Genomic DNA, 14,034 nt, shown 5'->3' on the forward strand with positions numbered 1-14,034 from the left:
GTCCGTGCCCGGCCGCCCCTCTGCACAGCGGAACGAATACGGCGAAACCTGTGCACGGCGGAACGAGTGCGGCCAACCCTGTGCGCAGGCCGACCTCGTACGGCCGGGTCAGCTCTCGGCCGCCAGGCGCTTGAGCGCGGAGCGGGGGATGGCGGGGTCGGTGGTGCGCCAGAAGGGCGGCAGCGAGCCCAGCAGGAAGCCGCTGTAGCGGGCGGTCGCCAGGCGCGGGTCGAGCACCGCGATGACGCCCTTGTCGTGTTGTGACCGCAGCAGCCGGCCGGTGCCCTGGGCCAGGAGGAGCGCCGCGTGGTTGGCCGCGACCGTCATGAAGCCGTTGCCGCCCTTGGCCGCCACGTGCCGCTGCCGGGCCGAGGTGAGCGGGTCGTCGGGGCGAGGGAACGGCACCCGGTCGATGATGACCAGGCGCAGCGACGGGCCGGGCACGTCGACGCCCTGCCAGAGCGACAGGGTGCCGAACAGGCAGGTCGTCTCGTCTTCGGCGAACTGCTTGACGAGCAGCATGGTCGAGTCGTCGCCCTGGCAGAGCAGCGGCACGTCGAGCCGGTCGCGCAGCGCCTCGGTGGCGGCCTTGGCGGCCCGCATGGAGGAGAACAGGCCCAGTGTGCGGCCGCCCGCGGCCTGGATCAGCTCGGTGATCTCGTCGAGGTAGGCCTGGGGCAGCCCGTCGCGGCCGGGCTGCGGCAGGTGTTTGGCGACGTAGAGGATGCCGGCCCGGGGATGGTCGAACGGCGAGCCGACGTCGATGCCCTGCCACTCGCCCTTGCCGAGCCCCCACTGCATGGCCATGGCGTCGAACGTGCCGCCCAGCGCCAGCGTGGCGGAGGTGAGCACGACGGTGCGGTCGCCGAAGAGCCGCTCGCGCAGCATGCCGCCGACGTTGAGCGGTGCGACGCGCAGCGTCGGCGGGCGCCGGTCGGTGCCGGAGTCGAGCCAGACCACCTCGGCCCGGTCGGCCTCGGTGGCGTGGCCGTAGGCCTCCAGCATGCGCACGGCGGTGTCGTGGACCTCGTCGAGCGCGGTGAACGCCGCCTTGCGCTGGCCCGCCTTGTCGGGGTCGTCCTTGTCGCCGCCACGCGGCCCCAGCGCCGTGACGCAGCGGGCCGAGGTGTCGCGCAGCAGGGCCAGCGTGAGCCCGAGCACCTCGGGCAGCTCGTCGACCCGGCCCGCCGGCGCGGCGGCCAGCAGCGCCTTGAGGTCTTCGCCGGCCTCCAGCAACTGGTCGGCGATCGGCTGCTCGATCAGCCGGCCCACGCGGCGCACGGCCAGCGCCACCGAGACGTCCGACAGCTCGCCGGTCACCACCGAGGTGACCCGGTCGACCAGCTCGTGTGCCTCGTCGACGACCACGAGATCGTGTTCGGGCAGCACCGACATCTCGCTCATCGCGTCGATCGCCAGCAGCGCGTGGTTGGTGACGACCACGTCGACCTCGCCGGCCTTGGCCCTGGCCAGCTCGGCGAAGCACTCGGCGCCGCTCGGGCAGCGGGTGGCGCCCAGGCACTCCTGGGCGCTCACCGAGAACTGCCGCCAGGCCTGCTCGCTGACCCCGGGCACCAGCTCGTCGCGGTCGCCCGTCTCGGTCTCCTCGGCCCACTCCTGGATGCGCTGCACCATCCGCCCGGTCGCACTGACCTCGCGCGCGTCGAACAGCTGGTCCTGCTCGTCCTCCTCGGGCCAGCCGGCGGTCGCCTTGTAGCGGCACAGGTAGTTGCGGCGGCCCTTGAGGATGGAGAACGACGGCTCGTGCGGCAGCTCCTTGGCCAGGGCCTCGGACAGCCGGGGCAGGTCGCGGTCGACCAGCTGGCGCTGCAGCGCGATGGTGGCGGTGGAGATCACGACCGTGGTGTCGGTGTCCATGGCGTGCCGGATGGAGGGCACCAGATAGGCGAGTGACTTGCCGGTGCCGGTGCCCGCCTGGACCGCTAGATGCTCTTCTTCGTCGACGGCCCGCTGGACGGCCTTCGTCATCGTGATCTGGCCCTGGCGCTCGCTCCCTCCGAGAGCGTTGACCGCGGCGCTGAGCAGGTGTTCGACTGACGGGAGATGGGAGTCCGGCACGGCACTAAACGCTACCGGCATTCCGGGGTCGCCGCGCCGAACACGGTGTGACGGGGCGTACGCATCCCGGCGTTCCCGGGCCCGGACGGCGGGAGGCGTGGCACACTGAACGACCGGAACTCCAACCTGTCCGTCTAGGAGCTTCCAGATGCGACCAGATGGACCCAAGATGAGGGCGGGGAGTCCGGTTAAGTAGGGTTTTCCGGGGTTGAGTGGACGAATAAAGGCTGGTTAAAGCAGTATGTCTGCCATGTCGGAAGTTGTCCCGTTGCCGTCGTTCGGTGAAGTGTTCTTCGATGCCAGAGGTCAGGAACGTTGCCTCCGGGTCACCTGGCATGAGGGCACCCTCGTGCTCAGCCTGTGGCGAGGGGAGATGTGCACGGCCAGCTTCCGCATGCCGATGGACGACGTGGGGCGCCTGCTCGACACGCTCGACGACGGCTACGCGGAGGCCAGCGGCGAGCAGCCCGCCGTGCCCGAGCAGGATCCGGTGACCGAGGCGATCCCCGGCACCGGCCAGTATCACCGGCCTCCGGCCCACGGCCTGCAGCCCCCGCCGCCGCAGCATGACGAGCGGCCGACGACCGCGCCCAACGACGTGCTCGTCGCCAGGGGGCCGGCCCACCAGGACAAGCTGGTGGCCTCCTATCCGGAGCCGGTCGCGCCCCGCGACGCGCCGACCCCGCAGTACGGTGAGCGGAGCCCCTTCACCGGCCCCCAGTACGCCGATCCGCACACGGGCGAGCCGATCCCCGCCTACCGGGAGCCCGCCCGGGCGGAGCCGTTCTCCGGCCCGCAGTACGCCGAGCCCGACACCTTCGGCGGCCGGCCGTACACCCTGGACCCCGAGCCCTTCTCCGGCCCGCAGTACATGGCCGGCGGCAACGAGACACATCCGCACTACCAGCTGCCCGACGGCCGTCCGGTGGCGCCGTCGACCGATCCGCTGGGCTTCCCCTCCCAGGCCGCCCAGTCCTATCCGGCGCCGCGTCAGGACCGCCCCGCGCCGAGCGACTACGGCTACCAGCAGCAGCCGCCGCCCTCGCGCGAGGTCCCGGGCGCGGCCGGGCTCGGCACCCCGATGCACGGCATCCCCGGCGCGGGCAGGCGCCAGGCCCCCGCCCCGGCGGCCGGCCGCGACCGCTACCCCGGCCAGGACGGCTACCAGCCCCAGATCGACCCCCTCGACCCGCTGGCGAGCCCGTATCCTCGCGACCACGGCACGCCCGACATCTCGCGCCCGTACGTGGGCGATCCGATGTTCTCCACCGGCGAGCGGCTACGTCCCGACCAGTACGACGACCGCGACGACCGCCGCGAGTGGTGAGCCGGGGCCGCTGACCTGGGGCAGGTGACCTGAGGCGTCAGGCCATCTGGGCGTGGACGAAGCACCACCGCCAGTTCTCGCCGGGTTCGAAGGACTCGATCACCGGGTGGCCCACGCCCTGGAAGTGCCGCGTGGCGTGCTTGTTGGGTGACGAGTCGCAACATCCGACATGGCCGCACGCCAGGCAACGACGCAGGTGGACCCAGCCGCTTCCGGTGGCCAGGCACTCCTCGCAGCCTTCCGGCGTCCGCGCCGGCGGGTCGTCGGCTTGGGCGAGATGCTCACAGATAGTCATGGTTCGAATCCTAGAACCAGAATCGTGTTCCAATTTGGCCGGACCTCTTGCTCCACCACGTTCCAACGGTGGACATTGTGACCATCGGGGAGTGACGTAGGACACAATCCCGAGGAGCCGGCTTGCTTGAGGTTCGCAATCTCGAGGTTGTCTATGACGACGTGATGCTCGTGCTGCGCGGCGTGAGCCTCAAAGTCCCTCCGGGCTCGATCGTCGCGCTGCTGGGCGCGAACGGGGCCGGCAAGACGACCCTGCTGCGCGCGTTGTCGGGCCTGCTCGACGTGCACGACGGCGACATCACCAAGGGCTCCGTCACGCTCGAAGGCGAGCCCATCCACCAGCTTAAACCCGCCCAGATCGTACGGCGAGGCATCAGCCAGGTCATGGAGGGCCGGCGCATCCTGGCCGAGCTGACCGTCGAGGAGAACCTCAGGGTCGGCGGCCACACGGCGGGCACTTCGCACCTGGAGCGGGTCTACGACCTGTTCCCGCTGCTGCGCGAACGCCGCAGGAGCGTGTCCGGCTACCTGTCGGGCGGCGAGCAGCAGATGCTGGCCGTCGGCCGCGCGCTCATGGCCGGCCCCCGCTACCTGCTGCTCGACGAGCCCAGCCTGGGCCTCGCCCCCGCACTGGTGGCGCAGATCCGCGACCTCATCGTGGAGATCAACCGGCAGGGCACCACGGTCCTGCTCGTCGAGCAGAACGCCACGATGGCACTGTCGATCGCCGGCCACGGCTACGTCATGGAGACCGGCAAGATAGTCATGGACAAACCGGCCGCCGAGCTGCTGGCCGACGAGGACATCAAGGAGTTCTACCTCGGAGCCGTCAGATCCTTCCGCGAGGTCAAGCACTACAAGCGGAGGAAGCGATGGCTGTCGTGACCCCCGTGCTGACCTTCGAGGACGTGCGCCTCAGCTTCGCCGGGGTGAGGGCCATCGACGGCGTCACCTTCGACGTGGGCCCCGCCGAGCTGTTCGCGATCATCGGCCCCAACGGCGCGGGCAAGACCTCGATCTTCAACGTGCTGTCCGGCGTCTACCGGCCGGACAGCGGCCGGGTCGCCTTCCTCGGCGAGGACCTGCTGTCCCGGCGGCCGCACGAGATCGCCGCGATGGGCCTGGCCAGGACGTTCCAGAACGTCGAGCTCTTCCACAACCTGACCGTCCTGGACAACCTGATGCTCGGCCGCCACCACCACTTCCGCTACGGCGCGGCCGCCGCCGTGCTGTGGCTCGGCCGGGCCAGGCGCGAGGAGCTGGCCGCCCGCGCCCGGGTCGAGGACATCATCGACTTCCTGGAGCTGGAGGCCTGGCGCCGCCACCCCGTACGGCTGCTGCCGTACGGAGTCCAGAAGCGGGTGGAGCTGGGCCGGGCGCTGGCCATGGAGCCCCGGCTGCTGCTGCTCGACGAGCCGGTCGCCGGGATGAACCTGGAGGAGACCGAGGACATGGCCAGGTTCGTCCTGGACATCCGCGACGAGCTGGGCATCCCGATCGTGCTCGTCGACCACGACATGGGGCTGGTCATGGACTTGGCGGACCGGGTGCTGGTGCTCGACTTCGGCCGGCCCGTCGCGCTCGGCACTCCGGAGCGGGTGCAGCACGACCCCGAGGTCATCGAGGCGTACCTGGGAGGCACGGCATGACGGTCACCATCGTCACCAGAGTGCGCGAACGCGCCCTTTCCGCCCCCACCGCCGTCGCGATGCGGCGCAAGGACCTGGGCATCTGGCAGGAGATCGGCTGGGCCGGCTACTGGGAGCAGGTCGAGCTGGTCGCGCACGCCCTGCTCGCGCTCGGCGTAGAGCCGGGCGACCGGGTGGCGGTGCACTCCGAGAACCGGCCCGAGTGGCTCTACGCCGACCTCGGCACGGTCGCGGTCAGAGGCATCACGGTCGGCCTGTATCCGACCAACCCGCCCGCCGAGGTCGCCTACCTGCTGGCGGACTCGGGCGCCACGATCCTCGTGGCCGAGGACCAGGAGCAGGTCGACAAGGCGCTGGCCGTGCTCGACGAATGCCCCGCACTACGGCACATCGTCTACCTGGAGCCACGCGGCATCCGGGGGCGCTACACCGACCCCCGGCTGATGTCCTGGCCCGAGCTGCTGGAGCTCGGCGCCGGGCACCGCTCGCGGCATCCCGGCGTGGTCGCCGCCCGGATGGACGCGGCCACGCCCGACGACGTGATGACGCTGATCTACACCTCCGGCACCACCGGGCCCCCCAAGGGCGTGATGCTCACCGTGCGCAACGTCGAGTTCGCCGTGGAGACTCTGGTCACCGGTGGCGGGTTCACCTCGCCGCCGCCCTCGGACCGCGACCTGGCGGTCTCCTACCTGCCGCTCTGCCACGTGGCCGAACGGGCGTTCACCGTCTGGTTCAACGCCGCGTCCGGCGTGCAGGTGAACTTCGCCGAGTCGATCGACACCGTCCAGGCCAACCTGCGCGAGGTGCAGCCGACGATCCTGTTCGGCGTGCCGCGCATCTGGGAGAAGGTGCTCGCCCAGGTCGACATCAGGCGGGCCGCCGCGACCCCGGTCAAGCGCGCGACGACCCGGTTCTGGCTGCGGGTGGCCGACCGGATCGGTGACACGCTGGTGCACACCGGCGGCCGGCACACGACGCGCACCCGGCTGCTGTACGGGCTGGGCTGGGTGTTCTGCTACCGCGCGCTGCGCGAGCGGCTCGGCATGCGCCGCGTCCGCTACGCCGCCTCGGGCGCCGCGCCCATCGCGCCCGACGTGCTCAAGTTCTACATGGGGATCGGCGTCCCCATGCACGAGGTGTACGGCATGAGCGAGAACACCGCCGTCGCCACCGCCAACCGCCCCGGCAGGGTACGGCTGGGCACGGTCGGCGAGCCGCACCCCGGCACCGAGCTGCGCATCGACGAGCTCACCGGCGAGATCCTGACCAGACATCCCGGCACCTTCGCCGGCTACTGGGGCAACCCCCGGGCCACGGCCGACGTCCTGGAGCCCGACGGCTGGCTGCACACCGGCGACGTGGGCGAGTTCGTCGACGGCAGCCACGTCCGGATCACCGACCGGATGAAGGACATCCTGATCACGGCCGGCGGCAAGAACGTCGCGCCCAGCCAGATCGAGAACGCGCTCAAGGCGTCGCCGTACCTGAAGGAGGCCGTCGTCGTCGGCGACCAGCGGCCCTACCTCGTCGCGCTGATCGGCATCGAGCCCGACACGGTGGGGGAGTGGGCGCGGCGGCGCGGCATCACCTACACCACCTACCGCGACCTGTCGGACAAGCCCGAGACGCGCGAGCTGGTGCGCGGGATCGTCGACGAGGTGAACGAGCGGTTCGCCCGGGTCGAGCAGGTCAGGCGGTTCGCGTTCCTGCCCAAGGAGCTCGACCACGAGGACGGCGAGCTGACCGCCACCCAGAAGGTCAAGCGGGCGGCCATCGCCAAGCTGTTCGAGGACCTGGTCGAAGGGATGTACACCCGGTGACGGGCCTCCTGGAGTCGCTGATCCGCGGGCTGGGCAACGGCTCGGTGTACGCGCTGCTCGCGCTCGGCTTCGTGATCATCTACAAGGCGACCCGGGTGATCAGCTTCGCGCAGCCGGCGCTGATGCTGGCCGGGGCGGTCGCGGTCAGCTATCTGGCCGAGGTGACCGGCTTCTACGCCGCCGTGCTGCTGGCCGCGCTGCTCATCGCCGGGGTGGCGCTGGCGATCGAGCGGATCGCGATCAGGCCCATGGTGGGGCGGCCGGTGTTCGTCGTGGCCATCATCACGCTCGGCATCGACGTGGTCGTCCGGGTGGTGGTCAACGGCTTCATCGGGCGGGACGTGCGCCAGGTGGGCGACCCGTGGGGGTTCGCGCAGGTGTCGCTCGGGCCGCTGGTGGTGCAGCAACGCTGGCTGGCGATGCTTCTGGTGACGGCCGTGCTGGTGACGCTGCTGTTCGCGTTCTTCCGCTACACCAGGTACGGCCTGGCGATGCGGGCGGCGGCGTTCGACCAGGAGACGGCGCTCGCGCAGGGCGTGTCGGTGGGCATGGTGTTCGCGCTGTCGTGGGGGCTGGCCGGGTTCCTGGCCGCGATCGCCGGCGTGTTCGTCGGCACCGGGCAGGGCATCGAGCAGCTGACCTGGGTGATCGCGCTCAAGGCACTGCCCGCGATCATCGTCGGCGGGCTCGACTCGCTGGGCGGCGCCGTCGTCGGCGGGCTGGCCATCGGGGTGGTCGAGTCGCTGTTCCAGTCCTACCAGGGTGAGTTCGCGCCCTGGCTGGGTCAGAACTTCGCGGTGGTCACGCCGTACGTGGTGATGCTGGTCGTGCTGCTGGTCAGGCCGTACGGGCTGTTCGGCACCAGGGAGGTGGAGCGGGTATGACGGCTCCTCCCGGCGTGTCGGGCGGCCGGTCCAGGCGGGTGCGCGGCCGGCCGCTGCTCTACACCTCCTACGCCCAGGACATGGCGTTGCTCGACACCCGCGGCAAGCGGATCTGGACCGGGGTGCTGGTCGCGGCGGCGTTCGCCGTCTCCGTGCTGCTGGCCGACCGGTCGCTGGAGGTGCTGGCCGTCGCGTACGTGCTGGCCATCGGGGCCATCGGGCTGAACATCGTCACCGGCTACGCGGGGCAGGTGTCGCTCGGGCACGCGTTCTTCGTGGCGATCGGCGCCTACACCGCCGCCGCGCTGTCCGGGCCGCCCGGCGGCGAGACCCTCGGGTACGGCCTGGCCGAGATCTGGATCTGGCTGCCCGCGGCCGGGCTCGTCGCCGCCGTGGCCGGGGTGCTGGTCGCGCCGCTCGCCACCCGGCTGCGCGGCCTCTACCTGGCCATCGTCACGCTCGGCCTGGTCTTCCTCGGCGAGCACGTCTTCAAGGAGTGGAAGGAGCTCACCGGCGGGCCGGGCGTCGGCCGGGAGGCGGCGATCCCGCAGCTGTTCGGCTACCGGCTCGACCAGGACGGTCCGCTCGGCACCAAGGAGCAGGTCCTCTACCTGCTGATGCTGTCGCTGCTCGTCGTCTTCGCCGTCGCGGCCCGCAACCTGGCCCGTTCGCGCGTGGGCCGGGCCTTCGCCGCGATCCGCGACCGCGACATCGCCGCCGAGGTCATCGGGGTGCCGCTGACCCGCTACAAGGTGCTGGCGTTCGGCATCTCGTCGTTCTACGCGGGCTGCGCGGGCGGCCTGCTCTACTGCGTCTCCGGGTACGTCGAGCCGGGCTCGTTCAACCTGCTGCTGTCGGTGCAGTTCATCGCGATGGTGCTGATCGGCGGGGTGGCCACCGTCTCGGGAGCGATCGCGGGCGCGCTGTTCATCTCGCTGCTGCAGCCGGTGACCAGGGCGCTGCCCGCGCTGGTGCCGGTCATCAGCGGCGACACCACCCAGACGCCCAACGTGTTCCAGGTCGAGACCGTGCTGTACGGCCTGCTGATCGTGTTGTTCCTCGTCTTCGAGCCGCGCGGGCTGTTCGGTCTCTGGATTCGCGCGCGCAACTACTGGAAGTCGTGGCCGTTCTCCTACTAGAGAGGGATTTCTCATGAAGAGTCGCTATGTGGTGATAACCGCCGCTGTAGTGACCCTTCTGTCCGCATGCGGCGTCATCCGGGGGGACGACGAGGGCAGCAAGGGCGCCCAGACGACAGGGGTCACCAGTGAACCCTGTCCCTCCGCGGTCGACAGCAAAAAAGGGTGCATCTATCTCGGCAGCATCTCCGACCTGACCGCCGGGCCGTTCGCGGCGCTGGCCGTGCCGATCACCGAGGCGCAGAAGGCGTTCTGGGCCCGGGTCAACAAGGCGGGCGGCATCGGCGGCAAGTACGAGGTGGACGTCACCAAGTTCGTCCGCGACAACAAGTACAACCCCGAGGTGCACCGCCAGGTCTACAACGAGATGAAGGACCAGGTGCTCGGCCTCGCCCAGACCCTCGGCTCACCCACGACCGCCGCCATCATCGGCGACCTGAAGGCCAACAGCGTCGTCTCGGCCCCCGCCTCCTGGACCTCGGCCTGGGAGTTCGAGGACGTGATCATCGAGACCGGCGCCAACTACTGCGTCGAGGCCATGAACTCGGTGGACTACGCGATGGAGACGTACAAACCGAAGAGCGTGATGGCCGTGCACCTGGCCGGCGACTACGGAGCCGACGCGGCGGCCGGAGCGAAGATCGCGGCGGAGAAGAACGGCCTCGAATTCACCGCCGTGGAGACGCCCTCGGGCGCCACCGAGCAGGGCCGCGCGATCACCGAGATCACCAAGAACAAGCCCGACCTGGTCATCCTGACCACCGGCCCCGCCGACGCGGCCACCATCGTCGGCCAGGCCGCCGCCGCCGGATACAAGGGCCGCTTCATCGGCACCGGCCCGACCTGGAACCCCGCCCTGCTCAAGTCACCCGCCGCCCCCGCGCTGAAGGCCCTGTACGAGCAGTCGGCCCCCGGCAAGTCGTGGGCCGCCGACACCCCCGGCCACCAGGCCATGCGCGACTCGCTGCCCGGCGTCACCCCCAACGACGGCTACACCTCGGGCTGGGCCTGGGCCTACCCGCTGAAGGCGGCGCTGGACGCGATGGTCGCGAGTGGCGACGTCAGCCGCAAGGGCCTGCTCGCGGCCGTCAAGTCGCTCAAGACCGTCGACTACGAGGGGATGCTGCCGCCCGAGGCCGGCAACTTCGCCGACGACCCCAACACGGCCACCTTCCGGCAGACGCTGATCAACAAGGTCGACGACCAGGTGCCCACCGGCGTCTCCATGGCCAAGGACTTCTTCGTCGGGCCGACCGCCAAGGACTACACGTTCGACGGCCCCTGTTTCGCCAAGCTCTAGCCACGTGCGGGGCACGGGCGGTTGGGTAGGGTCGCGGTATGCGCCCCCTGAAGACTCGCCTCGTGCCCCTCGCCGCCTTCGCCGCGTTCGTGCTCGCCGCCGGATGCGCTGAGGTCAACTCCACGATCGACAAGACGCAGGCCTGCCTGGAGGCCCCCAAGATCGTCGCTGATCTCGGCGCCGAGATCACCAAGCTCAAGGACGACCCGCAGGCCATGGAGAAGGCCCTCGACGACGCCGCGGGCAAGCTCAACGGCGTCGCCGACCAGGCCGCCAACACCACGCTCAAGGAGGCCAGCGACAACCTGGCGAGCACGCTGGCCGGCATCAACGTCAACGACGTCAACGACGCCGTCGACGCGATCCAGAAGGTCGGCACCGACTCGGCCGCCTACCTGGAGAAAGTCGCCCAAGCCTGCAGCTGAACCCCGGCTTCTCTAGGGGGAATGGGGACGAACTAGCGTTGAGACCATGGAGCCGGATCCCCGTTTCACGCTCGCCAACGAGCGCACCTACCTGACCTGGCTCAGCACCGCCCTGGCACTCAGCGCGGGCGGTGTGGCCATGGCGGCGGTGCCCGAGGACGTGTTCGTCCCGTGGGTGCGCACCGCCCTGGCCGTCGTGCTGGTCACGCTCTCCGCGCTGGCCGCCGGCATGGCCTATCCACGCTGGCGCAACATCCAGCGCGCGCTGCGCGCCCAGGCGCCCCTCCCGCCGCCCGCCCTGGCGGCCGTGTTCGGCTACGGCGTAGCGCTGGTCGCGGTGATCGCGCTGGTGCTGATCCTGCTCTCGGTCTGACGATGTCCGGCGAGATCTGGGACTCGGGGCTGCAGAGCGAGCGCACCCGGCTGGCCTGGGTGCGCACCGCCGTGATGCTGTCCACCGGCGGGCTCGCCGCCACCGGGCTGTCGCTCCAGCACGGCCTGGCCCCGTTGGCCGCCGTGGGCTTCGCGCTGGGCGCGCTCTGCGGTGGGTTTCTGCTGCTGCGGACCGGCGTACGGTATCGGCGCGTCCAGGAGGCGCTGCACGGCGGCCGGCCGCTCGACTGCGGCTTGGACGCGCTGCTCGCCTGGCTTGGCACGCTGAGCGCCGTGGCCGGGGCGGTCGTCTTCGTGATCACCGTCTAACGGCTCCCTCTTGAAGAGGCATGTTGTCCCTGAGCGTCAGCCTCGCGGTCGGTGGCTGCGCGGGCGATCAACTCGGCGGCCCGCCGCATCTCGGCCTCGGTACTCCAGCGGCCCAGTGACAGCCGCAGCGCGCCGCCGGCCCGCTCCGCGCTCAGCCCCATGGCCAGCAGCACCGGAGAGGGCTCCGGGACACCCTCGTGGCAGGCCGAGCCGGTGGCGGCGGCGATCTCGGGAACGGCGGCCAGCAGGCCCCGCCCGTCGATGCCGTCGATGCTGACGTTCAGCGTGCCGGGCAGCCGTTCGGCGGGGTGCCCGTTGAGGTGGACCCGGCCGGGCAGCAGCCGCCTCAGCTCACCGTGCAGCAGGTCCCGCAGGCCCGACAGCCGTGCCTGGCTTTCGGGCAGGTCCTGGCGGGCCAGCTCGGCGGCGGCGCCCAGCGCGGCGATGAACGCGACGTTCTCCGTGCCGGCCCGCCGCCCGCCTTCCTGACCGCCGCCGTCGATGACCGGGACGAGCGGGACACCGTCGCGCACGTACAGGGCGCCCACCCCCTTGGGCGCGTACATCTTGTGGCCCACCACGGTCAGCAGATCGACGCCCAGCTCGCGGACGTCGATGGGCACCTTGGCCACCGCCTGGGCGGCGTCGGTGTGGAACAGCGCCCCGGCGCGACGGGCCAGGGCGGCCAGCTCGGCGATCGGCTGCAGGGTGCCGGTCTCGCTGTTGCCGTAGGCGATCGACACCAGCGCCGTGTCCTGACCGAGGGCCTCCTTCAGGGCGGCGGGGTCGACCCGGCCGCGGGCGTCGACCGGCAGCAGCCGTACGGTGAAGCCGTCGCGCTCCAGGCTCCGGCACGCGCGCAGCACGGCGGGATGCTCGGTGGCCAGCGTGATGACCTGACGCCTGCCGGTCTCGGCCGCGCGAGCCAGGGTCAGGGCCAGGGCCGCGCCGCGAACGGCCAGGGTGTCGGCCTCCGAACCGCCGCCGGTGAAGACGATCTCCTCCGGGCGGGCGCCGAGCAGGCCGGCCAGCTGGGCCCGCGCCCGCGCGACGGCCTCGCCCGGCGCCTGGGCGTAGCGGTGGCCACTGGAGGGATTGCCGAAATGGGTGGTCAGGTAGGGCAACGCCGCCCGCAGCACCGCCGGGTCGACGGGGGTGGTGGCGTTGTAGTCCAGGTAGATCGGTCCGTCGGCCAGGGCGGGATGGCTCATCACGTCTTCTCCGGGTGGGTCTCGGCCATGCGCACCGCCACCACTATGCCGGTCGTGGTCGCGGCTTGCGAGGTCACGGGCCTGGGCGGACACTCGTAAGTGGGGGTGAACTCATGGAAGAAGAGCGCCGAATCCTGCCCTTCGAGTGCCGCGGATGCTGGTACGTCTGGGAAGAGGAGTATCTCGTACGACGCGGCGAGGGCCGCAGGGGCGACGACCGGGAGATCTGGCTGCGCTCGGGCGTCGCGGTGCCGCCTCCGACGCAGGGCGCCATCTGCCCGCGCTGCGGCTGCCAGGCGGCCACCACGTTCCCCGAGGGATATCTCAGGTGGCATCCCGAGCTGATCGCGCCGGTGGGGCCGCCGACACCCGACGCGACGCCGCTCCTCAGCCCGGCGCCCAGGCGACATCCCGGACACCTAACCTGACAGCAGGTGAGCGTTTCATAGCGATGGGTGTCATAAGTCACGTCTTTTCGTAGCGTGACGAGAGGCGGACACTCGGTGCGGATGGCGGTCGGTCACCGGGGGGTGGTCCTCGTGCGCGACGGGTTCAGCACTCGGCGGATGTGGCTCTTCGAATGTCTACGCTGCTGGTACGTCTGGGAAGAGGCCTACCTGGTCAGGCACGTCACCGACGACCACGGCAACGAGGTCGAGGTCTGGCTCCAGAACGGGCTGCCCGTACAGCCGCCCTGGTCAGGCACCTGTTGCCCCGGTTGCGGCGTCTACCACGTCACGTCCTTCCCGGTCGGTTACCTCGCGCAACACCCGGAGCTGGCACCCGCGCCGGAACCGGAGCCCCTGACGGCGGCCACGCCCGTGGCGAGGGCAGGGCTCCCGGCGCGGGCGCCGCTACCCGGCAGACTGCTGGTGGCGATGGGCCTGCCCGTGCTCGCCTTCATCGGCTACGAGCTGTACGAGAACCTCTTCGTCCGAGCGCACCCGCACTAGAGACCTGTCCCGTAGATCAGGCTCGCGATGTCACCGGCTTGTTGCCGGGACTCATAGCCGTGCCCAGCCGATTAGCGGAGGAAGGCACTGATCACCGCTACGGTTAGCGGAGAGTTTGATGTGTCCACGGCGAGCGGGCGAGGGATTGATGTGGCATGAGGAACTCCATCCAGCCGACCGCGCAACCGTTCGTCACCCGCCTCCGTGCCCGCGACTATAAGTCGATCAAGTCATGTGATGTGGCTTTC

Annotated in this window: 15 protein-coding genes; 12 read left to right on the forward strand and 3 right to left on the reverse strand. The window is 70.8% G+C overall.

The window, feature by feature from the left end; genetic code table 11:
• Positions 1 to 108: 108 nt before the first annotated feature.
• On the reverse strand, positions 109 to 2,100 hold the full coding sequence (locus tag AC5L3X_RS23235) for an ATP-dependent DNA helicase (protein ID WP_189126469.1): 1,992 nt from the start codon (positions 2,098 to 2,100) through the stop codon (positions 109 to 111).
• A 229-nt stretch (positions 2,101 to 2,329) separates the two neighbouring features.
• Here AC5L3X_RS23235 and AC5L3X_RS23240 point away from each other — a divergent pair, with 229 nt between their 5' ends.
• On the forward strand, positions 2,330 to 3,406 hold the full coding sequence (locus AC5L3X_RS23240; RefSeq protein ID WP_494859539.1) for a hypothetical protein: 1,077 nt from the start codon (positions 2,330 to 2,332) through the stop codon (positions 3,404 to 3,406).
• 37 nt (positions 3,407 to 3,443) lie between these two features.
• On the opposite strand, the gene AC5L3X_RS23245 is transcribed toward AC5L3X_RS23240, so the two are convergent.
• On the reverse strand, positions 3,444 to 3,701 hold the full coding sequence (locus AC5L3X_RS23245) for a ubiquitin carboxyl-terminal hydrolase 14 (RefSeq protein WP_189126467.1): 258 nt from the start codon (positions 3,699 to 3,701) through the stop codon (positions 3,444 to 3,446).
• A gap of 122 nt (positions 3,702 to 3,823) precedes the next feature.
• Between AC5L3X_RS23245 and AC5L3X_RS23250 the strand changes: the two genes are divergently transcribed.
• The 9 genes from AC5L3X_RS23250 to AC5L3X_RS23290 are packed head-to-tail and all read left to right on the forward strand — an operon-like array spanning position 3,824 to position 11,622.
• Entirely contained in the window at positions 3,824 to 4,585 is a 762-nt protein-coding gene (locus AC5L3X_RS23250) for an ABC transporter ATP-binding protein (protein ID WP_189126466.1), read from the forward strand.
• The gene (locus AC5L3X_RS23255) at positions 4,573 to 5,349 is read left to right on the forward strand and encodes an ABC transporter ATP-binding protein (RefSeq protein WP_189126465.1); all 777 of its coding nucleotides are present in this window, start codon (positions 4,573 to 4,575) and stop codon (positions 5,347 to 5,349) included. Before AC5L3X_RS23250 ends, AC5L3X_RS23255 begins: the two co-directional genes overlap by 13 nt.
• The gene (locus tag AC5L3X_RS23260; protein ID WP_494859542.1) at positions 5,346 to 7,172 is read left to right on the forward strand and encodes an AMP-dependent synthetase/ligase; all 1,827 of its coding nucleotides are present in this window, start codon (positions 5,346 to 5,348) and stop codon (positions 7,170 to 7,172) included. Before AC5L3X_RS23255 ends, AC5L3X_RS23260 begins: the two co-directional genes overlap by 4 nt.
• Entirely contained in the window at positions 7,169 to 8,056 is an 888-nt protein-coding gene (locus tag AC5L3X_RS23265) for a branched-chain amino acid ABC transporter permease (protein ID WP_494859544.1), read from the forward strand. Before AC5L3X_RS23260 ends, AC5L3X_RS23265 begins: the two co-directional genes overlap by 4 nt.
• Positions 8,053 to 9,195 carry a branched-chain amino acid ABC transporter permease gene (locus AC5L3X_RS23270; RefSeq protein ID WP_225263135.1) on the forward strand — a complete coding sequence of 381 codons (1,143 nt, stop codon included), beginning with the start codon at positions 8,053 to 8,055 and terminating at the stop codon, positions 9,193 to 9,195. The genes AC5L3X_RS23265 and AC5L3X_RS23270 overlap by 4 nt, the downstream gene beginning before the upstream one ends.
• A gap of 13 nt (positions 9,196 to 9,208) precedes the next feature.
• Positions 9,209 to 10,495: an ABC transporter substrate-binding protein gene (locus AC5L3X_RS23275; RefSeq protein WP_494859546.1), complete on the forward strand. Its 1,287-nt coding sequence runs from the start codon at positions 9,209 to 9,211 to the stop codon at positions 10,493 to 10,495.
• Positions 10,496 to 10,533: 38 nt separating this feature from the next.
• Entirely contained in the window at positions 10,534 to 10,920 is a 387-nt protein-coding gene (locus AC5L3X_RS23280; RefSeq protein WP_494859548.1) for a DUF8711 family protein, read from the forward strand.
• A gap of 46 nt (positions 10,921 to 10,966) precedes the next feature.
• Entirely contained in the window at positions 10,967 to 11,293 is a 327-nt protein-coding gene (locus AC5L3X_RS23285) for a YidH family protein (RefSeq protein WP_189126460.1), read from the forward strand.
• Between the two features lie 2 nt (positions 11,294 to 11,295).
• Complete coding sequence (locus AC5L3X_RS23290) at positions 11,296 to 11,622, forward strand: DUF202 domain-containing protein (RefSeq protein WP_494859550.1); 327 nt, start codon at positions 11,296 to 11,298, stop codon at positions 11,620 to 11,622.
• Here the strand turns inward: AC5L3X_RS23290 and AC5L3X_RS23295 are convergent.
• Positions 11,619 to 12,833 carry a cysteine desulfurase family protein gene (locus AC5L3X_RS23295; RefSeq protein WP_494859552.1) on the reverse strand — a complete coding sequence of 405 codons (1,215 nt, stop codon included), beginning with the start codon at positions 12,831 to 12,833 and terminating at the stop codon, positions 11,619 to 11,621. The genes AC5L3X_RS23290 and AC5L3X_RS23295 overlap by 4 nt on opposite strands.
• 113 nt (positions 12,834 to 12,946) lie before the next feature.
• On the opposite strand from AC5L3X_RS23295, the gene AC5L3X_RS23300 reads away from it, so the two are divergent.
• A complete protein-coding gene (locus AC5L3X_RS23300; RefSeq protein WP_494859554.1) occupies positions 12,947 to 13,261 on the forward strand; it encodes a hypothetical protein in 315 nt (104 codons plus the stop codon).
• A gap of 54 nt (positions 13,262 to 13,315) precedes the next feature.
• Positions 13,316 to 13,786 (forward strand): hypothetical protein, encoded by a 471-nt coding sequence (locus AC5L3X_RS23305; protein WP_494859556.1) that lies wholly within the window; start codon positions 13,316 to 13,318, stop codon positions 13,784 to 13,786.
• Positions 13,787 to 14,034 lie beyond the last annotated feature (248 nt).

The organism is Nonomuraea sp. CX421 (assembly GCF_059358955.1).